This is a genomic window from Candidatus Accumulibacter phosphatis, assembly GCF_000024165.1.
Lineage (GTDB): Bacteria > Pseudomonadota > Gammaproteobacteria > Burkholderiales > Rhodocyclaceae > Accumulibacter > Accumulibacter phosphatis.
The window spans coordinates 1,231,647-1,258,176 of the sequence record NC_013194.1 but is presented as its reverse complement, the minus strand read 5'-3'; the positions used below and the strand labels follow the sequence as shown (position 1 = coordinate 1,258,176).

Genomic DNA, 26,530 nt, shown 5'->3' with positions numbered 1-26,530 from the left:
ACGCTGGCCGTGTCTCCAAGGGTCATCAGGGCCGACACCCGCTCGCCGGCGACGTCAGGAGGCCAGCAGCCGCCGGATCTCCGCCAGGCCCGCCGAGAGCATGGCCAGGTCCTGCGGCTCATTGCTCTTGATCTCGTCGAGCACGGCGTGCGCAGCGCCGGTGGCCGGCAGGCTGCCGGCGAGAACCTGCCCCAGGAGATGCTGCCGCAACGCCGAGAGGTCGCTGGTGAGCTGCGCGCGCGCGCGCGCCTGCCAGCGGTTGCCGGCCGGCAGGTGGTTGACGGCGCCGCCCAACCAGTCCAGATCGATCTGCGCTGCCAGGTTCCCCAGCGCGTCGGCGACGACGTTCAGCGGCTTGCCGCAAACGCGCGCGAGATTGACCAGATCGAACGCGGCGACGATCGCAGAACGTTCCTCGATGAGTGCGGTAATCGCCTGCGCACCGGTCTGGCCGCAGCGAATGCGGTCAATGGCGGCGCCGACCGCCGGGCGGTAGTCGGCCAGCAAGCGGCCGATCGTCGCACCCGCCAGGTGCTGCGTCAGGAGGAGCCGGGTGGCGGCCAGCGTCATGGCGCGCAGCCCGGCCATCAGCTCCATCTGCCGGCTGGCGTCGACGATCAGGTCGAGCGACTCGATCTCGCACCACAGCGCTTCGCCGTCCAGCACGCTGCTCGCCGCGTACCACGCGCCGGCCACCTGCGCCGGTGCGGCGCCGGTCTCGTCGGCCACCTGCATGACGAAGGTCGTTCCCATGCGGTTGACCAGGCGATTGACGAGTTGGGTCGTGATGATGTCCCGCTTCAGCGGATGTGCCGGCAGCAACTCGCGACAATGCGCGACGAGGGCGGCCGGGAAGTAGTTTACGAGCAGATCATGAACGTCCTCGCTGTCAGGCAGGCTGGACGCCAGGATGGCTTCCTTCAGCGCGATCTTGGCGTAGGCCAGGAGGACGGCAATCTCGGGCGCCGTCAGGCCCCGCTTCTGTTGCGCCCGCTCGGCGAGCCCCTTGTCGTCAGGCAGGAACTCGATGCCGCGATGCAGCGCGCCTCTGGCCTCGAGGCTGCGGATGAGGCGCCCATGCACGTCGATCAACGCCGCTCCTGCCGCGGCTTCGAGCGCGATGGCCTGCGTCTGCTGGTAGTTGTCGATCAGGACCAGGCGCCCCACTTCGTCGGTCATCGAAGCGAGCAAGGCATCGCGCTGCTTGCCGGTCATGTCGCCGCGACCGACGAGGCCGGCGAGCAGAATCTTGATATTGACTTCGTGATCCGAACAATCGACTCCGGCCGAATTGTCGATCGCGTCGGTGAAAATCCGGCCGCCGTTCTGGGCAAACTCGATCCGACCCCTCTGGGTCAGACCGAGGTTGCCGCCTTCGCCGACGACCCGCGCGCGCAACTGGCTGGCATCGACACGCAGGATGTCGTTGGCACGGTCGTTGGCCTCCTGGTGGCTCTGCCCGCTGGCCTTGACGTAGGTGCCGATGCCGCCGTTGTAGAGCAGATCGACCGGCGCCTGCAGGATGGTCTTGATCAGTTCGGGCGGAGTCATCTGGGTCGCCTCGGTTCCCAGCCAGGCACGCACTTCCGGCGACAGCGGGATCGACTTGGCGCTGCGCGACCAGATGGCGCCGCCTTCCGAAATCAGCGTCGCGTCGTAGTCGGCCCAGGAGGAACGCGGCAGCAGGAACAGGCGCTGCCGCTCGGCGAAGCTCCGTTCGGGGTCCGGCGACGGGTCGAGGAAGAGATGCCGGTGGTCAAAAGCGGCGAGCAGCCGGATTTGCGACGACAGCAACAGGCCGTTGCCGAAGACGTCGCCGGACATGTCACCGATGCCGACGACGCTGAAGGCCTGCGTCTGGGTGTCCAGACCGAGCTCGCGGAAATGGCGTTTGACCGCCTCCCAGGCACCGCGGGCGGTGATTCCCATTTTCTTGTGGTCGTAGCCGACCGAGCCGCCGGAAGCAAAGGCGTCGCCAAGCCAGAAACCGTACTCGATGGCGATGCCGTTGGCGATATCCGAAAAGGTCGCCGTTCCCTTGTCGGCAGCGACGACGAGGTAAGGGTCGTCGCCATCACGACGCCGCACCCCGGACGGTGGCTGGATGCGGCCATCGATCAGGTTGTCGGTCAGATCCAGCAGGCCGCGAATGAAGGTCGAATAGCAGGCGATTCCCTCGGCCTGAAAGGCTTCCCGGTCAGCGGCCGATGGCAGGCGCTTGCAGACGAAGCCGCCCTTCGATCCGAGCGGAACGATGACGGCGTTCTTGACCATCTGCGCCTTGACGAGACCTAGCACTTCCGTGCGGAAATCCTCCATGCGGTCGGACCAGCGCAGACCGCCGCGCGCGACGCGCGCACCGCGCAGGTGCACGCCCTCGACGCGCTCGCTGTAGACGAAGATCTCGTACAGCGGTGCGGGCGCGGGCAGGAAGGGGATGTCTCTGGACGAAAACTTGAACGACAGGTAGCGCTTGGACTGGCCGTCGCTGCCGGCTTGATAGACGTTGGTCCGCAGCGTCGCTTCGATTACCGTCTGCAGGGCGGAAAGGATGCGGTCGTCGTCGGGATTGGCGACCTGCAGGAGCGCCATGTTCAGCTCGTCGACCAGTGCCTTGGCGAGAGCATCGTCGTGCGCCGGCGAAAAGCGCGCCTCGAACAAGGCCATCAATCGGCGCGTGATCGCGAAATGGGTCGCCAGGCAGCGCTCGACGTAGGCCTGGCTGAACGGCAGCCCGGCCTGCCGCAGGTAACGGCTGTAAGCGCGCAGGATGCTGATCTGCCGTCCGTCGAGGCCGGCCAGCAGGACCAGGCGGTTGAAACCGTCGTTCTCCGCCTGCTCACGCAACAGGTTTTCGAGCAAGGCGACAAAGGACTGGCGCGTCGCGTCCTCGTCAAGCGCCGCCGGGTCGGGCAGGAGCACGGCAAAATCGGCGATATGGAGGTCGCTCTTCGGTAAACTGAACGGCTGCTCGGAAAGCACCGTCAGCCCCATGTTCTCGAGTATCGGCAGGATCGCCGACAGGGGCCGCGGGCGACCGCGGCGAAAAAGCTTGAGATGCTGGTGCGACCCGTCATCGGCTTGCGTGGCGCTCAGCTTGACTTCGACCCGGCCGCTCCCTTCGGCGGCTTCGAGGCGCTCGAGGTCCGACACCGCCGAGGCCGGCGTGACCCGTTCCTGGTAAGACAGGGGCAGTTCGAGCGAATAGCGACGCAGCAGCGCATTGCCGCGCTCCTCGCCGAAATGCCCGACGAGGTTCTGCTTCAGTTCGTCAGCCCAGCCGCGAACGATGCGTGCCACCTGTCGTTCGATCGCCTCGGCATCGTAGCGGTAGCGGCTGCCAACCGGTGTGCGGGCGATGAAATGCAGGCGCGCCAGTCGCGCCTCGCCGAGCATGATGAAGAAGTCGACGCGCTCGGCGGCGAGGGTGTCGTCAAGCAGCGCCGAAATCCGCTCGCGCACCGAGGTGTCGAAACGATCGCGCGGCATATAGACAATCGCCGAAACGTAGCGTCCCCAGGCGTCGTTGCGCAGGAAGATGCGTACCCGCTCGCGTTCGTACACCGAGACGATGCCGCGGGCGATGCGCATCAGGTCCTCGCGATCGATCTCGATCAGTTCATCGCGCGGGTAGGTTTCGAGGACGTTGATCAGCGTCTTGTCGCGATGGCTGCGCGGCAGGAAGCCGATCGCTTCACGCACGGCGGCAATCTTGCGCCGCAGCAGCGGGATCTCGGTCGCCGTCACATGGTAGACGTGCGCCGTATAGAGGCCGACGAAAGCGCGCAGTCCGACGATGTTGCCGCTGGCGTCGTAGCGCTTGACGCCGATGAAATCCAGATAGGCCGCGCGATGAACGGTCGCGCGCGCATCGGCCTTGACCAGGATCAGCGGCAAGGGGTCTTTGGCGAGTTCGGCAACGGCACCGGGAATCCCCGCCAGGCAGCGGCCGAAGCCGGGATGATCGGCGTCGCGGAGAATGCCGAGACTATTGCCGGGGACACGTGCGAGCGTACTCTCGCCAGGGGCAGCCCGGTAGTCCGCGTAACCGAGAAAAACCAGGTTGTTGGCGGCGATCCATTGCAGATAGGCGGCCGCTTCGTCGCTCTCGGCGACCGGCGCTGTCATCAGCTCCGCATGCCCCTCGTGCATCCGCTGCTGCATCGTTGCACCATCGTCGACGGCGGCACGCACGTCGCCGAGAACGGCGGCGATCTCATGGCGCAGGCCGTCGATCAACTCGCCATCGCCGACACGGTCGATCTCGATGTGGATCCACGATTCCGGCCGGCTGCCGGCGGCGCCACGCGGCAGCGCGCGCTGCAGCTTGCCGTCGCCATCGCGCTCGGCACCGAGCAGGGGATGCACCAGACGATGGATCACCAAGCCATGGCGATAGACAACCATGGTGATCGAATCGACGAGGAAGGGCATGTCGTCGGTCACGACATCGATCACCGTGTGCGGGGAATGCCAGCCGTGGCGGTCGAAGTCCGGCGTGTAGAGGGCCACCCCGGCCTGCCCCGGCTGTCGCAGTTCGCCAAGGCGAAAGTGCTGCAGGGCGGCGCCGAGAAGCTCTTCCGGGCTCGCGTCGCTGGCGTCGCTCAGCTCGACATCGGCGAAATAGGATTCGAGATACTCGCGGAGCGGCAGCGACAGATTCTGGTGTTCGGAGATTTCGCGCAGGTTGCGGCGCAGGTTCTGGGCGGATTCGCTGACCATGGCCATCCCTCTCCAGCGGCTTCAGTGGTGCAGGATCTTGGCGAGGAACTGTTGCGCGCGCTCCGAGCGCGCATGCTCGAAGAAAGCCTCCTTGCTGTCATCCTCGACGATCCGCCCCTGATCCATGAAGATCACCCGGCTGGCGACCCGCTTCGCAAAGCCCATCTCATGCGTGACGCACATCATGGTCATCCCTTCCTTGGCCAGTTCGGTCATCACGTCGAGGACCTCGTTGACCATCTCGGGGTCGAGCGCCGACGTCGGCTCGTCGAAAAGCATGCAGATCGGGTCCATCGCCAACGCCCTGGCGATCGCCACGCGCTGCTGCTGGCCGCCGGAAAGCTGGCCCGGGTATTTCTCCGCCTGCTCGCGCAGGCCAACCCGGTCGAGCAACTTGTAACCCTTCTCGCGCGCCTGCTCCTGGTTGCGCCCGAGCACCTTGAGCTGGGCAATGCTCAGGTTGTCGATGATGCTCATATGAGGGAAGAGTTCGAAGTTCTGGAAGACCATGCCGACCGTCGAACGCAGCTTGGAGAGATTGGTTGCGGGGGCGCCGACCGACACCCCATTGACGATGATCTCACCGCTCTGGAAGGGCTCGAGGCCATTGACGCACTTGATCAGCGTCGACTTGCCCGAACCCGAGGGCCCGCAGACGACGATCACTTCGCCCTTCTGGACCTGCGTCGTGCAGTCGGTGAGAACCTGGAAGGCGCCGTAATGCTTGCTGACCTTGTTCATCGAAATCATCGAAATCTCCTCTGTTCGTTGCGGCAAAGCGGCCCGGGGGCCGCCTTTGCACTCTTGTGTTCTGTTGCCTCGGGCGGCCTCAGGCCGTCTTGAGCTTGTTCTGGTAGTAGCGAACGATTCGCGACGCGGTGAAGCAGATCACGAAATACACGGCGCCGGCAAAGAGCAGCAGTTCGACCAGCCGCCCGTCGCGGTCGCCGACCTTGTAGGCAGCGCCGAAAAAGTCGGCCAGCGCCGAAACATAGACCAGCGAGGTGTCCTGGAACAGGATGATCCCCTGCGTCAGCAGCAACGGCACCATGTTGCGGAAGGCTTGCGGCAGCACGACGAGGCGCATCGCCTGGCCGTAGGTCATGCCGAGCGCACTCGCCGCCGCCATCTGGCCTTTCGGCACCGACTGGATGCCGGCACGGATGATCTCCGAGTAATAGGCCGCCTCGAAGAGGGCAAAGCCGGCGATCGCCGACGACAGGCGCATGTCCGAACCGCGCGGGAAACCAAAAATGCTCTCCAGCAGATGCGGCACGATCAGGAAGAACCACAGCAGCACCATGACCAGCGGAACGGCCCGGAAGAGATTGACGTACCCCGCCGCAAACCATGACAGAGGCGTGACGGAGGAGAGGCGCATGAGCGCCAGCAGCGTTCCCCAGACGATCCCGAAAACCACCGCGCTGAGCGTGATCTCGAGGGAAATCTTCATCCCGTCCCAGAGGAAGGGCAAGGCATTGGGGATCGAAGACCAGTCGAAGTCATGCATCTCACTTGCCTCCGATGTAGCCGGGAACGCGCACGTGCTCTTCAACCCAGCGCATGCCGAACATGACGACGACGTTGATGAGCAGATAGGCGAGCGTCACGGCGATGAACGACTCGTAGGGTTGCGCGGTGTAATCGACCAGTTGCCGACCCTGGGCGGCCAGTTCCAGCAAGCCGATCGTCGAGCAGACGGCCGAGTTCTTGAAGATGTTGAGAAACTCCGAGGTGAGCGGCGGTACGATCAGGCGCACGGCCATCGGCAGCAGCACATAGCGATAGGTCTGCGACAAGGTGAAGCCCATCGCCAGGCCGGCGTTCTTCTGCCCGGGCGGCAGCGAGTTGATCCCCGAACGCACCTGCTCGGCGACGCGTGCGCTGGTGAACAGCGCCAGGCAGACCATCGAGGAAAGGAACTGCTGGACGATCGGGTTGCTCTGCTTGAAGGCGTTGCCCAGGTTCTCGGGCAGCAACTCGGGCATTACGAAGTACCAGAGGAACAATTGGACGAGCAGCGGAATGTTGCGAAAGACTTCGACGTAGGCGGTCGCGAAGCCGGACAACCACTTGTTGGGAACCGTCCGCAGGATGCCGACGACGGCGCCGAGAACGAGCGCGATGAACCAGGCCGACAACGACAGGGCGATGGTGACCTTGAAGCCGTAGAACATCCAGCCCAGGTAGGTGCCATCGCCGGTTGCCGTCGGCTGCAGAAAAATCCCCCAGTTCCAGCTGTAGCCCATCTGCGCTTCTCCTTGGAGCAAGGCAGCGGCCGCCCGTCAAGGCGCCCTGCCGCCGTCTAAGAACGGGGAATCAGTATTCCCAGAAAATCCGCTGCAGTTCCTTGCTGTCCTGAGTCTTGCTCAGGGCGACGGCGGCGAGAATGCGTGCCTTCTGCGGATTGAGGTCGTGCGCCACCACCCAGTCGTACTTGTCGTCGGGCTGTTCGGCGTTGCGCAGGACAAAGCCGCCGGCATTGACGTGCGACGACCGAATGATCTGCACGCCCTGCCCGCGCAGGTCGAGCAGCGACGGGACGACGGCGCTGCTCACCGAACCGTTGCCGGTGCCGGCATGGATGATCGCCTTGGCGCCTTTCGCCGCGAAGGCACGATAGGCGGTATCCGAGGCATTGCCGGAACCATAGGCGATCTCCACCGCGGGTAGCGTGTCGATCTTCTCGATGTCGAACTCGGAGTTGCTCGTGTGCCGCTTCGCCGGCAGGCGGAACCAGTAGTTCTTGCCCTCGACGACCATGCCGAGCGCTCCCCACGGGCTCTTGAAGGCCTCGGTGCGCAGGTTAACCATCTTGGAGACGTCGCGACCGCTGTTGATCTCGTCGTTCATCGTCACCAGCACGCCCTTGCCGCGTGCGTCCTTGCTGGCTGCCACGCTGACCGCGTTGTACAGGTTCAGCATGCCGTCGGCCGACATCGCGGTTCCCGGCCGCATCGAGCCAACCAGGACGATCGGTTTGTCGGTGCGCACGACCAGGTTGAGGAAGTAGGCCGTCTCTTCGAGCGTATCGGTGCCATGCGTAATCACCACGCCATCCACATCGCCTTGCTTGACCAACGCCGCGACGCGCTTGCCGAGGGTCACCAGGTTATCGTTGGTGAAGCTCTCCGAGGCAATCTGGAAAACCTGCTCACCACGCACCTCGGCAATCGTCTTCAATTGCGGAATGCCGGCAATGAGCTTGTCGACCGGCACCTTGGCTGCCTGATAGGTGGCGCTGTTGGTCACATCGGCACCGGCACCGGCGATGGTGCCACCGGTGGCGAGGATGACGACGTTCGGCTTGTCGGCAGCCACTGCAGCGCTGCCGACCACGAGCATCGAGACCACGGCCAACAGCCAACGACTCAAGTCCACTCGAAACATGGCTTCCTCCTTTGCGGGTGATGCATTGCCCAGGGGCCGCCCGGCCCCTGGCGCGAAACCTACTCGAACGCCTTGTCGTTGGGAGCCTTGTACAGCTTCTTGACGGCCTCCGAGAGCGCGAAGTTGAGGTTGAGCCCCTTCGGCGGAATCGGCTGCAGGAACCACTTGGCGTAGATTTTCTCAGCTTCGCCCGAGGTCATCGCCTTGGCCAGTGCGCCATCGACGACCTTCTTGAACGCCGGGTCATCCTTGCGCAGCATGCAACCATAGGCCTCATACGACTGCGGCGTACCCACCACCACCCAGTCGCTGGCCTTCTTGGCCTTGGCCATTTCGCCGTAGAGCAGCGCGTCGTCCATCATGAAGGCCACCGCGCGGCCGGTTTCCAGGGTCAGGAACGATTCGCCATGGTCTTTCGCGCTGATGACGTTCATCTTCATCTGCTTGTCTTCGTTCATCTTGCGTAGCAGGCGCTCGGAGGTGGTACCGGCAGTGGTCACGACATTCTTGCCGGCCAAATCCGGGAAATCGTTGATCCCGGAATTCGTCTTGGTCATCAGGCGGGTGCCGATGATGAAGATGCTGTTCGAGAAACTGACCTGCTTCTGGCGTTCGGTGTTGTTGGTCGTCGACCCGCATTCGAGGTCGACCGAGCCGTTCTGGACCAGCGTGATACGGTTCGCCGAGGTAACCGGCATCAGCTTGACATCGAGCTTGGCAAGCTTCAGGTCGGCCTTGATCGCCTCCACCGCCTTGAGCATCATTTCATGCGAATAGCCGATCACCTGTTGCTTGTCGTCATAATACGAGAACGGGATCGACGACTCGCGATGTCCCAGTGTGATGACGCCGGTATCCTTGATCTTCTTCAGCGTACCGGTCAGTTCCTGCGCCGCGACGGGTGCCGACAGCAGGGCCGCGGAGAGGGTTGCAGCAATGGCGAAGCGCCTCGAAACCTTGAACATCGTGTCTGTCTCCTCATCAAACAAGAAAAGTGGCCACCGGCCGAATACCGGACCGCGCGATTGTGGCACGACTCTCGCCCGGATCCAAGTAATGAAAAGGTCATCTCCCCGCGTCGCGTCGCCAACAGTGCTGCCGGATACGCGGCATGCCAGGCAGTCATGGCGGCACGCACTCGACACTCGCGTGGGCCAGGCAACGCGCCTTAGTCGCCCCCATGCTCGCCCCGCTTCTTGCCCCGCTTCTTGCCCCGCTTCTTGCCCCGCTTCTTGCCCCGCTTCTTGCCCTCTTCCCATCGTCGGACCGTGCACAGGCCGTACAATTCCGCCAGATTCCCGAAAAGTGCATGCAACCGTCCGATGAAGCCCGTCCACATCTGCTACAGCATCCGCCCCAGCCATCCCGAGGCCCATCTGTTCGAAGTCCGCTGCACGGTTCGCGAAGCCGACCCGGCGGGCCAGTGCTTCGCCTTGCCGGCCTGGATTCCCGGCAGCTATCTGATTCGCGACTTTGCCCGCCACGTCGTCGCGATTCGCGCCGAGTCCGCCGGCAAGCCGGTCGCTCTCGAGAAGATCGACAAGCACACCTGGCGGGCCGCGCCGCTCGGCAAGGCGCAGGCACTCACCGTGATCAGCGAGATCTACGCCTGGGACCTCTCGGTACGCGGCGCGCACCTTGACCAGACGCACGCCTTCTTCAACGGCAGCAGCGTCTTTCTGCGCGCCCTCGGTCACGAACATCGGCCGTGCCTGGTCGACATCCAGCGACCGCTCGGCACGGCCTTCCAGGATTGGCGCGTCGCCACCGCGCTGCCACGCGCGCTCGGCGAGCGCGGAGCTGCCCGACAGCATGGCTTTGGCCTCTACCGGGCCGCCAGCTACGACGAACTCATCGACCATCCGGTCGAGATGGGGACGTTCACACTCGCCGCGTTCACCGCCTGCGGCGTGCCCCACGAGATCGCCATCAGCGGCCGTCACGACTGCGATCTGACGCGCCTCACGACCGACCTGACACGCATCTGCGAGTGGCAGATCCGTTTCTTCGGCGAACCGGCACCAATGCGCCGCTACCTCTTCCTGGTCACTGCCGTCGGCGACGCCTACGGCGGACTCGAGCACCGCGCCTCCACGGCCCTGCTCTGCGCGCGCGACGACCTTCCCTATCCTGGCATGAAGGGCCTGCCCGAGCGCTACCGGACGTTTCTCGGTCTGTGCAGCCACGAGTACTTCCATGCCTGGAACGTCAAGCGCATCCGGCCGGCCGCGTTCACCGCCTACAACCTCGACAGCGAGAACTACACCACCCTGCTCTGGGCTTTCGAGGGTTTCACGTCGTACTACGACGACCTGACGCTGCTCCGCTGTGGGCTGATCAAGGCGAAGAAGTGGCTGGAACTGGTCGCCAAGACGATCGACCGGGTCCAGCGCGAGCCGGGTCGCCAGCGTCAGACACTCGCACAGTCGAGCTTCGACGCCTGGACCAAATACTACCGCCCCGACGAGAACACGCCCAATGCGGTGGTCAATTACTACGCCAAGGGAGCCCTCGTGGCGCTGGCGCTCGACCTGACCCTACGCGCCGAAACCGACAGCCGCGTTTCCCTTGATGATGTGATGCGCACGCTCTGGGAGCGCCATGGCGAGCGGGACGACTACCGCGGGCCGGGTGTTGGCGATGAGGACATCCGGCTGATCGCCGAGAATCTGTCAGGCCTGGATCTGCGGCGCTTCTTTGCCGACGCTGTGCATGGCACGCCCGAACTGGCTCTGGCGAGCCTGCTCAAGCCTTTCGGCATCGTCCTCAAGCGCACCGCGGCATCCGCGACGCCGACGCTCGGTGCGCGCACCAGCACCGAGGGCAATGACGTGCGGCTGGCAACGGTGTATGAGGGCAGCCCGGCGCAGGTCGCCGGGCTGTCGGCGGGCGATCTGCTGCTGGCGATCGACGGCTTGCGCGTCACGCCGCTCGGGCTGGAACGTCTGTTGTGCCGGCGGAAAAGCGGCGATACCATCCGGGTCCATGCCTTTCGTCGCGACGAACTGATGGAATTCTCGGTTCAGCTCGGCCCACCGGCCAGCGACAGCCACAAGCTCAACCGCAAGGTCAGGGTCAACCCGCTGCGCAAGCGCTGGCTGCAGGGTCATCGGGCATCCCCGGATGCGCACTCAGCCTCCATCGATCCACCCTTGCCCCACGACACGACATGACCGATCTTGCCGCCTTGCGAAAGAGCTACGAACGCGCCGAACTCAGCGAGGAAGCGTCGCACGCCGACCCGCTAAAGCAGTTCGAGCGATGGCTCGGCGAAGCGATCAGCGCGTGCGTGCCGGAACCGAACGCCATGACGCTGGCGACGGTCGACGCCGGGCTGCGCCCGTCCACGCGGGTGGTGCTGATCAAGGGCTACGACCAGGCGGGGATCACCTGGTTCACCAATTACGACAGCCGCAAGGGCCGGGAACTGGCGGCCAATCCGTGGGCCGCGCTGCAGTTCCACTGGGTCGAACTGGAGCGCGTCGTGCGCATCGAAGGGCGGGTCGACAAGGTCAGCGCCGAAGAGAGCGATGCCTACTTCGCCAGTCGCCCGCTCGATTCACGGATCGGCGCCTGGGCCAGTCCGCAAAGCCAAGTCATTGCCGGACGCGGCGTACTGGTGGCCAACGCCGCTCGTTTCGGCACGAAGTTCCTCCTCCATCCGCCGCGTCCACCACACTGGGGCGGCTACCGCCTGCGGCCCGACACCTGGGAATTCTGGCAGGGCCGGAAGAGCCGCTTGCACGACCGCTTGCGCTACCGACTCGCTGCCGACCAGCAGTGGATTCGCGAGCGATTGGCACCCTGAGCGAAAGCCGGGAAGCGGCAAAGCTGCATTAGCGAGGCGCTTCGCGACCCGAACGCACTCAGGCTAACTCCCGCCCGTCCGCGTTAGTTGTCAACCGGCGCCACCTTCTGCCAGGCGCCGGGACATTGCCGGACGGCAGGATAGTAAGCACCCTGCTCCCGACAGTAGTACCAGTAGCCAGGCTCCAGTGGGTCAGCGCTGTCCGAGGTGGCCGCCGGGATCTCGTCGGAGCGTTCGACATAGACGACCGGTGGAGGCACCGCAACGACCGGCGGATAAACCACTACTGGCGGGTTGTACACCGGCACCCACGGCCCGCCCCATACGACAGGGCCGCCGACATAGACACCGACGCGTGGGCCCGGGTATCCCCAGCGGGGCCCGTGGCCATAGTAGCCTCCCCGCGGCCCAACGGGCCCACCGACGACCACCGCCCCGGAAACGCCATAGGCGCCACCGCCACCGGCCAGAACGATGGACGGCTGGACAGCCGCCAGGGCAAGCAGCGCCACGGTCAAGGTCTTCATGGAATGCTCTCCAGGTGCTGATGGTTGATGAGCTGTCGGCCGGCCATGGCTTGCCGCAGCCGACGGTGTTGACAGCTTCCGGCAGATCATCCACGAGTAACGCAGCATTTTCGCCATCGCCGACACGGCCGGCCGGATAACGCGTCGATACGGCCATGGCCGGTCCCGAACAGGCGCCGCCGGACTGCCGCGGCGAACGGCAACCGGCAACCGGCCCACCAATCGCCTTTCACGCAGTGGACTCACCGGCAGCCGTCGTCGGCGGCAAGCGTGATCGATTCGACGATCGCCCCCTGGTTGGTGCAACGCCACTTGATCTCCAGGTCGTGGAGACGCAAGCCGTACTGGCGCAGCGGGTCGTCGGCATAGGCGGGACGCGGGTCCTGCGCGAGAACTTCGCGCAGCAGCGCGGCCAGGTCGGGCCAGCGATGCGCGTGCTGGTGCAACTCGTCCAGCGCCTGCGCCGTGAAATCGACCGGCAGTTGCGCCGGCGGACCGTCGACGAAACCCGCGCGGGCGGCGGGCCGGCTTTCGACGAAAGGGATGTACGGTTTGATGTCGAGCACCGGTGTGCCGTCGAGCAAGTCGACGCCGCCAAAGGTCAACAGCACGCCGTCGCGCGTGTCTATCGCCAACAGTTCGACCAGTGACAGTCCCAGCGGGTTGGGGCGAAAGGGGCTACGGCTGGCAAACACGCCGACGCGTTCGTTGCCGCCGAGGCGCGGCGGCCGCACTGTTGGGCTCCACCGGCCGGCGGTGCGGTGGAAGAGGAAGCTGAGCCAGACATGCGAAAAAGCGTCGAGCCCGCGCACCGCCTCCGCCCGGTCGTAGGGCCGCAGGAGGCGCAAGCGACCCAGCGCGTGCGGCGCCAGTTGCGGCTGGCGGGGAATTCCGAAGCGATCGCGAAACGGCGTCGCCAGATAGCCGATCGGCACCAGGGCGCCCTCAGGCACGGCGGCTCTCGGCGAGCCCGGCGGCCACCGCCTGGAAGGAACGAAGGCAGGCAAGCGCCTTGCCGTCGCCGGCGAGCGCCCGCACTGGCTAGCCGCCGGCAACCGTCAGTGCATGCGCAGCCATGGCCTGGACGATGGTCTCTGCCTCGCCGACGGCAGCGGCGAGTTCAAAGCAGGCGCGCGGATGACCTCGGCGGAGTTCGTCGAGAAGCAGCGGCACGTCGCGCTTCAGGTGACCACCCCGGGCAATGAACATCGGCAAGACGACGATGCGTTCGAAACCCTCGCCAAGCAGGGATTCGGCGCACTCGCGCAAGCCGGGCTGGATGAACTCCAGGAAAGCCAGTTCGACGCGCAGTTCGGGGGCCTGCTGGCGCAGCGCCGCGCCAACGCGACGCATGGGCTCTGCCCATTCGGGGTCACGCGCACCGTGCGCAAAGAGAATCAGGGCGGCTTTCGGCATGTCTTCAGTTTAGCGCAACGGCAGCGTCGACGCCGGATCGGGTTGATCGACGACAAAACCGCCAAAGTGGCTCGGCCGGTGCGGACTGCCGGCCTGGCACGCCGAATCAGCGCAAACCGGCGACGGCGGCAATGTCTTGCGCATGATCAACGAGATGATCGGCCCCCCAGGACTCGATCGGGTCGCCGTCGCCAAGATAGCCGTAACGCACCGCCACCGTCGCCATGCCGACGGACCGGCCGGCCTGGATGTCGCGCAGGTCGTCGCCGACGTAGAGGCAACGTCCCGGGGCGCGGGTGATCAGCGTACAGGCCAGTTGCATCGGGGGCGCTGCGGGCTTGGCGCGCCGCGCCGAGTCGCCACTGACGACGCAGGCAGCGCGCTTGGCGTAGCCCAATTGGTCGAGCAGGGGCAAGGTGAAGCGCTGGGCCTTGTTGGTGATGATTCCCCACGGCGAACCACGGCTCTCCAGCCGTTCGAGAAGTTGGTCAATACCGGGGAAGACGGTCGTGGCGACGCAGATGTCCTGGCTGTAGTAGCGCAGGAAGCGATCGTAGAACTCGGTGTAGAGCGAATCACCCGGCCGCATCGAGAGCCCGGCCTTGAGCATTCCGCGTACGCCCTGCGAGGTATACGGGCGCAGCCGCCCGAGCGGTACCGGCGGGAGGTCAAGATCGGCGCGCAGGCGGTTCAGTGCGGCGGCGAGGTCGGGTGCGGTATCGGCAAAGGTGCCGTCAAGGTCGAAGAGGACGGCATCAAACATTCTTCACGCAATGCAGCAGGTAATTGACATCGGTATCGCGCCCCAGCGTGTAGCGGCCACCCAAGGGGTTGTAGCTCATGCCGCGCAAGTCGAGGCCATCGAGGCCGACCCTCCTTGCCCAGCGTAGAAGCTCTGACGGCTTGATGAATCGGGCATAGTCATGGGTGCCGCGCGGCAACATCCGGAGGACATACTCGGCGCCGATGACGGCGAGCAGGTAGGCTTTCGGGTTGCGGTTGATGGTCGAGAAGAAGACGTGCCCGCCGGGTCCCGCGAGAGCAGCGCAGGCGGCGACCGTACTCGCCGGATCGGGGACGTGCTCGAGCATTTCCATGCAGGTCACGACATCGTAACTTCCGGCGCACTCGGCCGCGAGTTCCTCGGCCGCGATCTTGCGATAGTCGACCTGGTGTCCGCTCTCGAGCAGGTGCAGACGGGCAACACTCAGCGCCTTGTCGGAGAGATCGATGCCGGTCACCGTCGCGCCTTTTTCGCACATGCCTTCGGAAAGCAGGCCACCGCCGCAACCGACGTCAAGTACGCGCTTGCCGGCCAGGCCGCACCGATCGTCGATCCATTCCAGACGCAAGGGGTTGATGTCATGCAGCGGCTTGAAATCACTGCTCGGATCCCACCAGCGATGGGCCAGCTGGCTAAATTTCTCGAGTTCGCCCTGATCAGCGTTGATGGTCATGCCTGCGGTATCCGTGTCAAAGGGTCAGTATAGGGGCTTGGCGAACGCTTGCAACGAAAAAGCCCTGCCGAGGCAGGGCTTCGCGTGGGACGGCGAGGAATTACTTGGTGCCGATGAGTTCGATGTCGACGCGACGGTCAGGCTGCAGGCAGGCGATGACCTTCGGGCTCGTCTTGCCGAGGCACTGATCGGGCTTGGTGACCGGATTCTTCTTGCCCTTGCCTTCGGTGTAGACACGATTCGCGTCGATACCCTTGCTCACCAGGTACTGCTTGACGGCCGCAGCGCGACGCTCGGACAGCTTCTGGTTGTAGGCATCGGAACCGATGCGGTCGGTGTGACCGACGGCGATGATCACTTCGAGCTTGATGGCGCCGGCCTTGGCGACCACTTCGTCGAGCTTGGCCTTGCCTGCCGGACGCAGGGTTGCCTTGTTGAAGTCGAACAGTGCGTCGGCGGCGACGGTGATCTTGTCACCCGACGGCTTGGCCGCCGGTGCGGCAGCCGGGGCAGCCTTGGCGACCATCGGCTCGCAGACTTCCTTCGGGATCAGATCCTTGTCGCACTTGCAGCCAGCCGGATCGCGGGCTGCCCCGGCGGGAGTCCAGAATCCAGTCCGCCAGCAGAGGCCGGCACCGCTCATGACGACTTCGCCGCGTTGATCGATCACATACACGCGATCCAAAGGAGCCGACGTCTGAGCCTGAGCCAGCGAGGCGCCGAAGCCGACAGTCGCGGCGAACACGGCCATCATTGAGTTTCTTGCAATTCTGTTCATCTGGGTTTCCCTCGTTAGTTGGAGCTTGCGAAACTGGTCCGCATAGCCTGTTATGCCTCGTTGTAGACTCAACTCATCACGGACGAATTTTATTTTGCCACAACAGGGCCAGTTTTATCAATCCAGTTTCGTTGTTTTCAACCAGTTGCCCATTCTCTACGCGGATCCGCCCAGCCACCCAGACGTCAGAAACATGCTCCCGGCCTAGCGAGTAGGTGAGGTGCGACACCGGGTGGTAACAGGGCGCAAGGGCGATGTCGTCAAGCCTGACGGCGCACAGATCGGCATACTTGCCGGTGGTGATCGAGCCGATGTCCGCGTCCAGGCCGAGCGCACGAGCGCCGCCCAGAGTCGCCATGCGCAGTACGCGGTGAGCGTCGATGGCGTCGGCACGCCCGCCCTGCTCCTTGGCGAGCAACGCCGCCAGGCGCATTTCCTGAAAGATGTCGAGCCGGTTGTTGCTCGCCGCGCCGTCCGTGCCGAGACCGATGTTGATCCCTTGGGCGAGAAGTTGCGTGATCGGCGCGATGCCGCTGGCCAGCTTGAGATTGGAACTTGGGCAATGGGCAACCGAACAGCCGTGCTCGGCCAACAGTTCGATCTCCTGCGCATTGAGGTGAACGGCGTGTACCGCGATCAAGGCCGGACTGAGCAGACCCAGGCGGCGAATACGTTCGATCGGGCGCATCCCGAAGCGCTGCTCGCTGTCGTCGATCTCCTGGACGGTTTCATGCAGGTGCAGGTGGATCGGCACCTCGATCTGCTCGGCCAGCGTCAGTACCTTGGCAAAACTCCGCTCGCCGACGGTGTAAGGCGCATGCGGGGCAAGACAGAACGATAGCAGCGGCTCGTCCAGCAACTCGTCGCGAACGGCGAGCCCCTTCGCCAGATAGTCGTCTGCATCGGCCGCATAGTTGCTTGGAAAGTCGACGGTGATCAGGCCTATCGCGGCGCGCATTCCCGAAGCGAGCGCCGCGTCGGCGGCGGCTTTCGGAAAGAAATACATGTCGTTGAAACAGGTGATGCCGCCGCGCAGCATTTCGGCGCAAGCGAGCAGGCTGCCGTCATGAACGAACTGCTCGCAAACGTGCTTTGCCTCGGCCGGCCAGACGTGATCGTGCAGCCATTCCATCAGCGGCAGATCATCGGCGAGACCACGCAGCAGCGTCATCGCCGCGTGCGTGTGCAGGTTGACCAAACCGGGAATCAGCACGTGCTGGTCAAGCCGTTTGCGCTGGCGCGGCGAGAAACGGGCAGCCGCCTCCGCCTGTGAAAGCACGGCGACGATCCGGCCGTCGTTGACCGCCACCGCATGGTTCTCGAGAACGGCGCCCACCGGTTCGACCGGCACCAGCCAGCGCGCCTCGATCAACAGATCGACAGCTTGCAGCCCAGAGATCATTTCCATGATCTACCGCGGAGGCTAAAAAAAACCCCGCAGAAGCGGGGTTTTTTGGGCATGGCCTGGATTACTTGGTGCCGATGAGTTCGATGTCGACACGACGGTCAGGCTGCAGGCAAGCGATGACCTTCGGACTCGTCTTGCCGAGGCACTGATCGGGCTTGGTGACCGGATTCTTCTTGCCCTTGCCTTCGGTGTAGACACGATTCGCGTCGATACCCTTGCTCACCAGATACTGCTTGACGGCCGCAGCGCGACGCTCGGACAGCTTCTGGTTGTAGGCATCGGAACCGATGCGGTCGGTGTGACCGACGGCGATGATCACTTCGAGCTTGATGGCGCCGGCCTTGGCGACCACTTCGTCGAGCTTGGCCTTGCCTTCCGGACGCAGGGTTGCCTTGTTGAAGTCGAACAGCGCGTCGGCGGCGACGGTGATCTTGTCACCCGACGGCTTGGCCGCCGGTGCGGCAGCCGGGGCAGCCTTGGCGACCATCGGCTCGCAGACTTCCTTCGGGAGCAAATCCTTGTCGCACTTGCAACCGGCCGGATCCTTGGCCGCAGCGGCCGGTGTCCAGAAGCCGGTCCGCCAGCAAAGGCCGGCGCCGCTCATCACGACTTCACCGCGTTGGTCGATCACATAAACGCGCTCACCAGCGGTTTGGGCTTGCGCCGCGCCAGCGGCCACGAAAAGGCCGATAGAGGCCAGCAGGGTGGTAATGACTTTCGATTTCAAGATGTTCCTCCTCGATTAATTGATCTCTGTTGGGTCCGAATGCGTATGCAGCGATGCGATTTTTGCGCAGTGGGGCGATTTAAGCATACAAACTTGAATGGCTTCAACCATCGGTTTGGCATTGTGTCGTATTTATGCAACGAATGGATGGGGATTCGTCTTTGGCAACGGTGCTCGCACGGGCTGGGCGAGTCGCCACGCAGGCCGGATTGCGGCCTTCTCCTCACCTGCTCCCATCCCCGTATACTGACGCGGTTGCGGCGTAGAAGCTTGCCGCATCGCCGGCGCCGGCCCTGCCCACCGCGTGCGGAGGCAGTTGCCGGGAGGGCAGGCCGTTCATTCATGAATGAGGAGGCTGTCATGCTATCAACGAGTCTGGAATCGATTGCCACGGTTCTCCGGCGGGCGCGCGAAGTCGTCGTCTTCTCGGGCGCCGGACTTTCCGCCGACAGCGGCATTCCCACTTTCCGCGACGGCGCCACAGGATTGTGGAACAACGTCGACCCCGACGAGGTGGCCAGCATCGAAGGATTCCTGCGTAAACCGCGTGTGGTCTGGGACTGGCTGCTGCAATTGAAGAACCTCGTTGACGACCGGCATCCGAACGCCGGCCATGAGGCAATCGCCCGCCTCGAGGATCTGTGCAAGGGCAAACGGCTGACCATCATCACCCAGAACATCGATGGCTACCATACGCAAGCCGGCAATGCGCAGGTGCTCGAAGTCCACGGGACGATTCATCGGGTACGCTGCCACCGGCGCTGCGGTTTCGCTGCCGTCTGGGAGCAAAGCGCCGTGGAGCCTTTTTCCTGCCCCAACTGTGGCGGACCGGTACGGCCCGATCTGGTCCTCTTCGGGGAAATGCTCGATGAGGAGGTGTTTGCGGCGGCGGGGATACGCAGCCTCAATGCCGATCTGTTCTTCTGCGTCGGCACCTCGTTTACCGTCCAGCCCGCCGCCCGCCTGCCGGTGTGGGCGAAAGGGGCCGGCGCCACGGTGGTGGAAGTCAATCCGCACCCGACGCCACTGTCGGATGCGGCGGACTACTCGATTCGTGCCGGCGCTTCGCAGTTCTTCGGCGCCCTCTGCGCGCGACTCCAGGAGAACGGTCCAGGACGCTGAAGGGAATTCGCGATCAGCCCCCAGCCTCCCGGCGTCAGCGCATCGGGCACGGCGGCAAACCCCTGGCGCCGCCGAATGCTGCGGGCGACCAGGACCGATCGGCTATAATGCCGCCCTTTTCCTGCACTGCCCAGCGCGGCAGGCGCAGACCAGTCCACTGTAGAAGTCGAGTCGCGAGTCGCATCCCTTGTCATTGCCGCTGCCCCGATCGCCTTTGCCCCAGGCCGGCGAAAGGCTCCATCTCCCATCGTTTACCGGCTCGGCCGACGCACTCCTGATCGCCCATGCGGCATCGGCAGCCAGCAACGGCGTCAGGCCGCGCCTGCTGGCGGTGCTGACCGCCAACGCCGGCGATGCGCAGCGTCTGCTGCAGGAGATCCCGTGGTTCGCCGCCCATCTGCGTGTACGCCTGCTGCCGGATTGGGAAACGCTGCCCTATGACAGCTTCTCGCCCCACCACGACCTGGTTTCCGAACGACTGGCGACGCTCTACGCCGTCACTCGCGGGGATTGCGACGTGCTGCTGGTACCGGCCAGCACTGCCGTCTATCGTCTCTCGCCCGCCGCCTATCTGGCCGCCTACACGTTCTTCCTCAAGCAGGGCGAGAAGCTCCACTCTGAACCGTTCCGCGCCCAGCTGACGCTCGCCGGCTATGCGAATGTCACGCAAGTCGTCGCGCCTGGCGAGTACTCGATCCGCGGTGGCATCGTTGACCTCTTCCCGATGGGGTCACCGCTGCCTTACCGCCTCGATCTTTTCGACAACGAAATCGAGAGCATCAAGACCTTCGACGTCGATAACCAACGCACGCTCTATCCGGTGCCTGAGGTACGCCTTCTGCCGGCGCGCGAGTTTCCCCTTGACGACAGGGGACGCGCGCGATTCCGCCAGCGCTTTCGCGAGATCTTCGAAGGCGACCCGGCCCGCTCGCGAATCTACAAGGATGTCTCGAACGGCGTTGCCGCTGCCGGTATCGAGTACTGGCTGCCGCTCTTCTTCGAGGAAACGGCAACGCTCTTCGACTACCTGCCGAAGGATAGCGTGCTGTGCCTGCACCGCGACGTCCCGGAAGCGATTCGCGCCTTCTGGCGTGAGGCGCAGTCGCGCTACACGATGCTCTCCGGCGACCGGACGCACCCGCTGCTGCCACCGGCGGATCTCTTCCTGGCCGAGGAACCCTTTTTCGTCGCCGCCAAGGCCTACGCCCGGGTGGACATCGCGGCCGGCGACGACGGGCCGGTGCACAGCTTGCCACCGCTGGCCGTTGACCGCCGGGCCGAGGACCCCCTCCACCGTCTGAAGGCCTTCATCGACGGTTTCGCTGGCCGCGTTCTGCTGGTCGCCGAAACCCCCGGGCGGCGGGAAACCCTCGCCGGGCTCTTCGCTGAATATGGTTTGAAGCCGGCGGCGAGCACCGGCCTTACAGACTTCCTGGACTCGCCCAGCCGTCTCGCGCTGACCATGGCACCGCTGCACGACGGCTTCGTGGTCGATCACTTGGCGATCATCACCGAAGCCGAGTTGTATGCCGACAGCCCGTCACGCCGCACACGCCACGCGGCACAACGCAAGGCCTCGGTCGACAACTGGCTGCGCGATCTCACCGAACTCAAGGTCGGCTCCCCAGTGGTCCATGAACAGCATGGCATCGCCCGCTACCAAGGGCTCGTCCACCTCGACCTTGGCGAAGGCGACATGGAGTTCCTCGAACTCCACTATGCCGGCGACGCCCGACTGTATGTACCGGTAGCGCAACTGCACGTCATTTCGCGCTACTCGGGCGCCGACCCCGACGCGGCACCTCTGCACACGCTCGGCTCACCGCAATGGGAAAAGGCCAAGCGCCGGGCAGCTTTGCAGGCGCGCGACACGGCCGCGGAACTGCTCGCTCTCTACGCCCTGCGTGCAGCGCGACAGGGTCACGCCTGCCAGTTCAAGGCACATGACTACGACGCCTTTGCCGACGGGTTCGGTTTTGAAGAAACGGCGGATCAGGCGGCAGCGATCAACGCCGTGATCGAAGACATGCAATCGGGGCGGCCGATGGACCGTCTCGTCTGTGGCGATGTCGGCTTCGGCAAGACCGAGGTGGCCCTGCGCGCAGCCTTTTGCGCCGTGGCCGGCGGCCGGCAGGTGGCCGTTCTGTGCCCGACCACGCTGCTCTGCGAACAGCACCACCAGACGTTCAGCGACCGCTTTGCCGACTGGCCGGTGAGCATCGCCGAACTGTCGCGCTTCAAGACGGCCAGGGAGGCCAGCCAGGCCCTCAGGGAACTGGCCGACGGCAAACTCGACATCATCATCGGTACGCATCGACTGCTGCAGAAGGACGTGCAATTCAGTCGCCTGGGGCTCGTCGTCATCGACGAGGAACACCGCTTCGGCGTCCGCCAGAAGGAAGCACTGAAGGCGCTGCGCGCCGAAGTCGACGTGCTGACGCTGACCGCAACGCCGATCCCGCGCACACTCGGCATGTCGCTCGAAGGCCTGCGCGATTTCTCGGTCATCGCCACCGCGCCGCAGAAGCGACTGGCGATCAAGACCTTCGTCACCCGCTTCTCCGACGGCATCATCCGTGAGGCGCTGCTGCGCGAGTTCAAGCGCGGTGGCCAGGTCTATTTCCTGCACAATGAAGTCGACACCATCGAGAACATGCGCGACAAGCTCGGCAAGCTGTTGCCGGAGGCACGCATCGTCGTCGGCCACGGGCAACTCAAGGAGCGCGATCTCGAGCGCGTGATGCGTGACTTCACGCAACGCCGGGCCAACGTCCTGCTGTGCACGACAATCATCGAGACGGGAATCGACAACCCACACGCCAACACCATCATCATCAATCGCGCCGAGAAGTTCGGTCTTGCCCAGTTGCATCAGCTACGCGGCCGCGTCGGCCGATCGCACCACCAGGCCTACGCCTATCTGCTGACGCACGACGAGACGGCACTCAACAAACAGGCCCGTCAACGCCTCGAAGCGATCCAGATGATGGACGAACTGGGTGCCGGTTTCTATCTCGCCATGCACGACCTCGAAATACGCGGCGCCGGCGAAGTGCTCGGCGACAGCCAGTCTGGCGAAATGCAGGAGGTCGGCTTCAACCTGTTCACCGAGATGCTCAACCGCGCCGTCGCGGCACTCAAGCAGGGCAAGGAGCCCGACCCGATGCAGCCGCTGGCGATCGCCACCGAGATCAACCTGCACACGCCGGCTCTGCTCCCCGACCAGTATGCTCCGGACGTCCATGACCGGCTGACTCTCTACAAGCGCCTGGCCAACTGCACCGTCGCCGACGAACTCGGCGAGTTGCAGGAAGAACTCATCGACCGCTTCGGCGACCTGCCGCCGCAGGCGCGCGCGCTGCTCGACAGCCATCGGCTGCGGCTGCTCTGCAAACCGCTCGGCATCAGCAAGCTCGACGCCACGACCGAGCAAATCGTCGTACAGTTCCAGCCTGACCCGCCCATCGAGCCGACGCGCATCATCGACCTGATCACGAAGAACCGCAATTACCGGCTGGCCGGACAAGACAAGCTGCTCCTCAAGCGCCATTGCGCGACGCTCGCCGACCGCGTCGCCGCCGTCAAAGACATCATCCATCAACTCAGCAAGTGAAGGCGCCCAAGCCATGACCACCCTCGACATCGACAACATCAACGTCAGCGCCTTCGACCCCATGCCTTCGCCGGACGAGATCGCGGCCCGCCTGCCGCTCTCCGCGAGCGCGGCCGGGGAGGTCAGGCGCGACCGCGAGGTGTTGCGCAACATCCTCGACCGCCGGGACCATCGTCTGTTCGTCGTCGTCGGCCCGTGCTCGATCCACGACCCGCTGGCGGGGCTGGACTATGCGCGCCGTCTCAAGGCGCTCGCCGACGCGGTCGGCGACACGCTCTACCTGGTGATGCGCGTCTACTTCGAAAAGCCACGTACGACAACCGGCTGGAAAGGGTACATCAACGACCCGGACATGGACGACTCCTTCCACGTCGATCAGGGGATGCAGAAGGCACGCCAGTTTCTCCTCGAACTTGCCGAACTGGGACTACCCGCCGGCACCGAGGCGCTCGACCCGATTTCGCCGCAGTATCTGGGCGGCCTGATTTCGTGGACGGCGATCGGCGCCCGCACCACCGAGTCGCAGACGCACCGCGAGATATCGTCAGGCCTGTCGACGCCGGTCGGTTTCAAGAACGGCACCAACGGCGATGTCGGCATCGCCGTCAACGCCATCCTTTCCGCCTCGCGACCGCACAGCTTCCTCGGCATCAACGGCCAGGGACGCACGTCGATCGTCCGGACGCGTGGCAACCGGTATGGCCACCTCGTCCTGCGCGGCGGCGATGGCCGTCCGAACTACGACACGGTGAGTGTGCAGATGGCCGAACAGGCACTGCGCAAGGCCGGTTTGCCGACCAATATCGTGGTCGACTGCTCGCATGCCAACAGCTACAAGAAGCATGACCTGCAGCCACTGGTGATGGCCGACGTCGTCAATCAGGTGCGTCTCGGCAACCGGTCGCTGGTCGGCATGATGGTCGAATCGAACATCGTCGCCGGCAACCAGGCGATCCCCGAAGATCTCGACCAGCTCCAGTACGGCTGCTCGGTCACCGACGCCTGCGTCGACTGGCCGACCACCGAGAAGATGATTCTCGACGCTGCCACGCTGCTGCGAGACGTGCTGCCAGCACGCAACGCCGGCTGAACCGCTGGCGTCGCCGCGTCACACGCCTCCGGCGTAGGCCTGCTGGCGCCACGCCTCGAAGACGGTAACGGCCACGGCATTCGACAGGTTCAGGCTGCGCTGGCCGGGCAGCATCGGCAAACGCAAGCGCCAGTCATCGGCAAACTCGGCCAGGACGGCGGCCGGCAGGCCACGCGTTTCGGAACCAAACACGAAAACGTCGCCGGCGGCGAAGCGTCTGTCGGCGATCGTCCGCGCCGCCCGGGTGGTGCAGGCGAAGAGGCGCCGCCCGACAAGCGCGACGCGCAGGGCAGGCCAGTCATCATGCACCCTGACTTCGGCGTATTCGTGATAGTCGAGTCCGGCGCGGCGCAGGTTCCTGTCGGCGAGGTCGAATCCCAGCGGCTTCACCAGGTGCAGACGACAGCCGGTATTGGCGGCGAGGCGGATGACGTTCCCCGTATTGGGCGGGATTTCCGGCTCGACGAGGACGATTTCGAACACGTCGCTGCAGCGCCTTGCTCAGCGTACCGATCCGCCGCCCGCGAACTCGCGGTCGTAGGCCTCGACCGCCTTCTTGACCGAGACGAAGAAGTCGTTGCCACCAATCTCCTCGGAAAGCCCGACCTTGGCAAGCTCCTCGAGGAATGGTCGGGGCGCGTCGGCGATCTTCACGTCAACGCCCTCGTCGGCCAGTTCCCGGTGAAGTTCCGCGAAACGCTGCGCGGCGGTGACATCCATGTCATGGATCGCCTGCGCGTCGATGACCAGCCACTTGACCGGTGGATCGGCCTCGTCGACCAGCGTACGAATGCGCGTCATCACATGCCGCGCATTGGCGAAGACCAGCGGCGCGTAGGGCCGATAGACGAGCAGACCGGGCACACTCTCTGCTTCCTCATCATCCCGGCAGTCATGGAACCTGCCGTCGAGGAGGCGCCGGCGAAGTACCGCGTCGCCGGGCCGCGAAATCTCGACGAGAACGGTGATCAGCGACAGCAACAAGCCAAGGATGATTCCCGGCACGACCCCGGCCACCAGTATGGCCGCCGTCACGCCCAGGGCGATGGCGAACTCGACACGGTCGATCCTGTAGAGACCGACGAGCGAAGCCATCTCCAGCATGCCGATGGCGGTGACGATGAGGATCGCGCCGAGGGCGACCTTCGGCAACAGCGCGATCAATCCGGTCAGGAAGAACAGGAAGAGGAGCAAACCCACGGCCAGCACCAGTTGCGCGACCTGTGACTTGCCGCCGGAGGCATCGACGATCGACGTCCGCGACTGGCTGGCGGAAACCGGGAATCCCTGCCAGAGGCCGGCAAGAATGTTCGCCGAACCAAGCGCCACGAGCTCCCGGTTTGGCTGTACCTCATAGCCGTTCTTCTCGGCAAAGGTCTGGGCCAGCAGAATGCCGTCGGAAAACGCGAGAAAGGCGATCGCCACGGCGGCGGGAGCGAGCGCGGCGATGTCTCCCCAGCGGAAGCTGGGGATCGTCAACTGCGGCACGCCCGACGGCACCGTGCCGACCAAGGCAATGCCGTAGCTGCCGAGATCCAGGAAGAAAGTGGCGAGAATCGCGACGGCACAGACGGCCAGCGCGCCAGGGACACGTGGCAGCCAACGCGCGAGAGCCACCAGCAAACCGACCAGGAGCACGCCCAGAAGGAAGGTCGGCAGCTGCGTCTGCGGCAATTTCTCGATCACCGTATAGACCAGTTCGAAGAACTCCTCGCCTTCGGTTTTGATGCCGAACATCTTGCCCAGTTGGGTGGCAATGAGCACCAGCGACGCCCCGTTCAGGTAGCCGATGAGCACCGGCCGGGACAACAGGTCGGCAATGACGCCGAGCTTCAGTCGAGCGGCGAGCAGCAGCACGCCGCCGGACATGATGCTGAGCACGGCAGCCAAAAAGACGATGCGCGCCGGGTCGCCCGCCGCCAGCGGCAGGATCGCCGAGCCCGCCAGCAGGCCGATGGCCGCATCCGGTCCGGCGATGACGTGCCGCGAACTGGCAAACAACGCGTAACCAACGGCCGCCGCCAGCGCCGCGTAGAGCCCGGCAATCGGCGGCAGATGCACGAGCTCGGCATAGGCAATCACCGACGGAATCGAGACGATGCACGCCGACAGGCCGGCGATCGAATCCTTGCCGAACCAGGAGAATCGGTAGTCTCTCAGGGTCGCCAGCAGCGGCACGCCGGATAGCAGGTACTGGAAAATCGCAGCAGCTCTCATGGGCTTGGCTCCGGGCAAGAAAGGAATAGACCGGCAATATAACCTGATCTGCGGCGAATGCGGCAAGCGAGCCGGCATCGACGGTGCAGCAGGTGACATGTCTTGAGCATACCTGGAGCGGACAATGATACTGTCTTCAAACATGTTGAGACGCAGCATGATTGCGTCCTTGACTTGGAACCGCCGCAAGAAGGGCTCTCGCTACGCCTTTCCGAGGCCCTGGCAACCCAGAAATGTGAGGAAAATGCGGCGCGC

The 26,530-nt window shown here is 64.6% G+C and carries 21 protein-coding genes; 5 read left to right on the top strand and 16 right to left on the bottom strand.

The features are described from left to right. Positions 1 to 54 precede the first annotated feature (54 nt). From CAP2UW1_RS05470 to CAP2UW1_RS05445, 6 genes are all read right to left on the bottom strand, one after another. Positions 55 to 4,722 (bottom strand): NAD-glutamate dehydrogenase, encoded by a 4,668-nt coding sequence (locus CAP2UW1_RS05470; RefSeq protein WP_015765668.1) that lies wholly within the window; start codon positions 4,720 to 4,722, stop codon positions 55 to 57. Between the two features lie 21 nt (positions 4,723 to 4,743). Then, positions 4,744 to 5,472 (bottom strand): amino acid ABC transporter ATP-binding protein, encoded by a 729-nt coding sequence (locus CAP2UW1_RS05465; protein WP_015765667.1) that lies wholly within the window; start codon positions 5,470 to 5,472, stop codon positions 4,744 to 4,746. A 79-nt stretch (positions 5,473 to 5,551) separates the two neighbouring features. Continuing rightward, a complete protein-coding gene (gltK, locus tag CAP2UW1_RS05460) occupies positions 5,552 to 6,232 on the bottom strand; it encodes a glutamate/aspartate ABC transporter permease GltK (protein WP_015765666.1) in 681 nt (226 codons plus the stop codon). Position 6,233: 1 nt separating this feature from the next. Beyond that, on the bottom strand, positions 6,234 to 6,971 hold the full coding sequence (locus CAP2UW1_RS05455; RefSeq protein ID WP_015765665.1) for an amino acid ABC transporter permease: 738 nt from the start codon (positions 6,969 to 6,971) through the stop codon (positions 6,234 to 6,236). 70 nt (positions 6,972 to 7,041) lie between these two features. Further along, on the bottom strand, positions 7,042 to 8,067 hold the full coding sequence (locus CAP2UW1_RS05450) for an asparaginase (protein WP_291912306.1): 1,026 nt from the start codon (positions 8,065 to 8,067) through the stop codon (positions 7,042 to 7,044). Positions 8,068 to 8,171: 104 nt separating this feature from the next. Beyond that, positions 8,172 to 9,077: a glutamate/aspartate ABC transporter substrate-binding protein gene (locus tag CAP2UW1_RS05445; RefSeq protein ID WP_015765663.1), complete on the bottom strand. Its 906-nt coding sequence runs from the start codon at positions 9,075 to 9,077 to the stop codon at positions 8,172 to 8,174. A 357-nt stretch (positions 9,078 to 9,434) separates the two neighbouring features. On the opposite strand from CAP2UW1_RS05445, the gene CAP2UW1_RS05440 reads away from it, so the two are divergent. Together CAP2UW1_RS05440 and pdxH are read left to right on the top strand one after the other, a co-directional pair. Further along, positions 9,435 to 11,285, top strand: a complete 1,851-nt coding sequence (locus CAP2UW1_RS05440) for a M61 family metallopeptidase (RefSeq protein WP_015765662.1) — start codon at positions 9,435 to 9,437, stop codon at positions 11,283 to 11,285. Further along, positions 11,282 to 11,920: a pyridoxamine 5'-phosphate oxidase gene (pdxH, locus tag CAP2UW1_RS05435; protein WP_015765661.1), complete on the top strand. Its 639-nt coding sequence runs from the start codon at positions 11,282 to 11,284 to the stop codon at positions 11,918 to 11,920. The genes CAP2UW1_RS05440 and pdxH overlap by 4 nt, the downstream gene beginning before the upstream one ends. Positions 11,921 to 12,003: 83 nt before the next feature. On the opposite strand, the gene CAP2UW1_RS05430 is transcribed toward pdxH, so the two are convergent. From CAP2UW1_RS05430 to ompA, 8 genes are all read right to left on the bottom strand, one after another. Next, entirely contained in the window at positions 12,004 to 12,447 is a 444-nt protein-coding gene (locus CAP2UW1_RS05430) for a hypothetical protein (RefSeq protein WP_015765660.1), read from the bottom strand. Between the two features lie 242 nt (positions 12,448 to 12,689). Then, positions 12,690 to 13,400: a tRNA (N6-threonylcarbamoyladenosine(37)-N6)-methyltransferase TrmO gene (gene tsaA / locus CAP2UW1_RS05425; RefSeq protein ID WP_015765659.1), complete on the bottom strand. Its 711-nt coding sequence runs from the start codon at positions 13,398 to 13,400 to the stop codon at positions 12,690 to 12,692. 88 nt (positions 13,401 to 13,488) lie between these two features. Continuing rightward, positions 13,489 to 13,863 carry a sirohydrochlorin chelatase gene (locus CAP2UW1_RS05420; RefSeq protein ID WP_015765658.1) on the bottom strand — a complete coding sequence of 125 codons (375 nt, stop codon included), beginning with the start codon at positions 13,861 to 13,863 and terminating at the stop codon, positions 13,489 to 13,491. 106 nt (positions 13,864 to 13,969) lie between these two features. Beyond that, positions 13,970 to 14,626 (bottom strand): HAD-IA family hydrolase, encoded by a 657-nt coding sequence (locus CAP2UW1_RS05415; RefSeq protein WP_015765657.1) that lies wholly within the window; start codon positions 14,624 to 14,626, stop codon positions 13,970 to 13,972. Continuing rightward, positions 14,619 to 15,320, bottom strand: coding sequence for a bifunctional 2-polyprenyl-6-hydroxyphenol methylase/3-demethylubiquinol 3-O-methyltransferase UbiG (gene ubiG / locus CAP2UW1_RS05410; RefSeq protein ID WP_015765656.1), 702 nt, complete (start codon positions 15,318 to 15,320; stop codon positions 14,619 to 14,621). The genes CAP2UW1_RS05415 and ubiG overlap by 8 nt, the downstream gene beginning before the upstream one ends. A gap of 100 nt (positions 15,321 to 15,420) precedes the next feature. Further along, a complete protein-coding gene (locus CAP2UW1_RS05405) occupies positions 15,421 to 16,098 on the bottom strand; it encodes an OmpA family protein (protein ID WP_015765655.1) in 678 nt (225 codons plus the stop codon). 76 nt (positions 16,099 to 16,174) lie between these two features. Continuing rightward, positions 16,175 to 17,506, bottom strand: coding sequence for a TRZ/ATZ family hydrolase (locus CAP2UW1_RS05400; RefSeq protein ID WP_015765654.1), 1,332 nt, complete (start codon positions 17,504 to 17,506; stop codon positions 16,175 to 16,177). 61 nt (positions 17,507 to 17,567) lie between these two features. Beyond that, entirely contained in the window at positions 17,568 to 18,233 is a 666-nt protein-coding gene (ompA, locus tag CAP2UW1_RS05395) for an outer membrane protein OmpA (RefSeq protein WP_015765653.1), read from the bottom strand. 360 nt (positions 18,234 to 18,593) lie between these two features. On the opposite strand from ompA, the gene CAP2UW1_RS05390 reads away from it, so the two are divergent. The 3 genes from CAP2UW1_RS05390 to CAP2UW1_RS05380 all read left to right on the top strand — a co-directional run bounded on the left by CAP2UW1_RS05390 (position 18,594) and on the right by CAP2UW1_RS05380 (position 24,058). Then, positions 18,594 to 19,355, top strand: coding sequence for an SIR2 family NAD-dependent protein deacylase (locus CAP2UW1_RS05390; RefSeq protein ID WP_015765652.1), 762 nt, complete (start codon positions 18,594 to 18,596; stop codon positions 19,353 to 19,355). A gap of 214 nt (positions 19,356 to 19,569) precedes the next feature. Further along, positions 19,570 to 22,968 (top strand): transcription-repair coupling factor, encoded by a 3,399-nt coding sequence (mfd, locus tag CAP2UW1_RS05385; protein ID WP_199931572.1) that lies wholly within the window; start codon positions 19,570 to 19,572, stop codon positions 22,966 to 22,968. Positions 22,969 to 22,981: 13 nt separating this feature from the next. Further along, a complete protein-coding gene (locus tag CAP2UW1_RS05380; protein ID WP_015765650.1) occupies positions 22,982 to 24,058 on the top strand; it encodes a 3-deoxy-7-phosphoheptulonate synthase in 1,077 nt (358 codons plus the stop codon). A gap of 18 nt (positions 24,059 to 24,076) precedes the next feature. On the opposite strand, the gene CAP2UW1_RS05375 is transcribed toward CAP2UW1_RS05380, so the two are convergent. Beyond that, entirely contained in the window at positions 24,077 to 24,541 is a 465-nt protein-coding gene (locus tag CAP2UW1_RS05375; RefSeq protein ID WP_015765649.1) for a tRNA (cytidine(34)-2'-O)-methyltransferase, read from the bottom strand. Between the two features lie 18 nt (positions 24,542 to 24,559). Continuing rightward, the gene (locus CAP2UW1_RS05370; RefSeq protein ID WP_412566855.1) at positions 24,560 to 26,434 is read right to left on the bottom strand and encodes a SulP family inorganic anion transporter; all 1,875 of its coding nucleotides are present in this window, start codon (positions 26,432 to 26,434) and stop codon (positions 24,560 to 24,562) included. Positions 26,435 to 26,530 lie beyond the last annotated feature (96 nt).

Excerpts from the sequence above, each read along its gene's own strand:
- CAP2UW1_RS05370 (WP_412566855.1), bottom strand. The coding sequence starts at position 26,434 with ATGCTGCGTCTCAACATGTTTGAAGACAGTATCATTGTCCGCTCCAGG.
- CAP2UW1_RS05440 (WP_015765662.1), top strand. The coding sequence starts at position 9,435 with ATGAAGCCCGTCCACATCTGCTACAGCATCCGCCCCAGCCATCCCGAG.
- gltK (WP_015765666.1), bottom strand. The coding sequence starts at position 6,232 with ATGCATGACTTCGACTGGTCTTCGATCCCCAATGCCTTGCCCTTCCTC.
- CAP2UW1_RS05450 (WP_291912306.1), bottom strand. The coding sequence starts at position 8,067 with ATGCTCGTGGTCGGCAGCGCTGCAGTGGCTGCCGACAAGCCGAACGTC.
- CAP2UW1_RS05470 (WP_015765668.1), bottom strand. The coding sequence starts at position 4,722 with ATGGTCAGCGAATCCGCCCAGAACCTGCGCCGCAACCTGCGCGAAATC.
- CAP2UW1_RS05390 (WP_015765652.1), top strand. The coding sequence starts at position 18,594 with ATGCTATCAACGAGTCTGGAATCGATTGCCACGGTTCTCCGGCGGGCG.
- CAP2UW1_RS05405 (WP_015765655.1), bottom strand. The coding sequence starts at position 16,098 with ATGAACAGAATTGCAAGAAACTCAATGATGGCCGTGTTCGCCGCGACT.
- CAP2UW1_RS05445 (WP_015765663.1), bottom strand. The coding sequence starts at position 9,077 with ATGTTCAAGGTTTCGAGGCGCTTCGCCATTGCTGCAACCCTCTCCGCG.
- CAP2UW1_RS05420 (WP_015765658.1), bottom strand. The coding sequence starts at position 13,863 with ATGCCGAAAGCCGCCCTGATTCTCTTTGCGCACGGTGCGCGTGACCCC.
- CAP2UW1_RS05400 (WP_015765654.1), bottom strand. The coding sequence starts at position 17,506 with ATGGAAATGATCTCTGGGCTGCAAGCTGTCGATCTGTTGATCGAGGCG.
- pdxH (WP_015765661.1), top strand. The coding sequence starts at position 11,282 with ATGACCGATCTTGCCGCCTTGCGAAAGAGCTACGAACGCGCCGAACTC.
- CAP2UW1_RS05430 (WP_015765660.1), bottom strand. The coding sequence starts at position 12,447 with ATGAAGACCTTGACCGTGGCGCTGCTTGCCCTGGCGGCTGTCCAGCCG.
- CAP2UW1_RS05465 (WP_015765667.1), bottom strand. The coding sequence starts at position 5,472 with ATGATTTCGATGAACAAGGTCAGCAAGCATTACGGCGCCTTCCAGGTT.
- CAP2UW1_RS05380 (WP_015765650.1), top strand. The coding sequence starts at position 22,982 with ATGACCACCCTCGACATCGACAACATCAACGTCAGCGCCTTCGACCCC.
- ubiG (WP_015765656.1), bottom strand. The coding sequence starts at position 15,320 with ATGACCATCAACGCTGATCAGGGCGAACTCGAGAAATTTAGCCAGCTG.
- CAP2UW1_RS05455 (WP_015765665.1), bottom strand. The coding sequence starts at position 6,971 with ATGGGCTACAGCTGGAACTGGGGGATTTTTCTGCAGCCGACGGCAACC.
- CAP2UW1_RS05415 (WP_015765657.1), bottom strand. The coding sequence starts at position 14,626 with ATGTTTGATGCCGTCCTCTTCGACCTTGACGGCACCTTTGCCGATACC.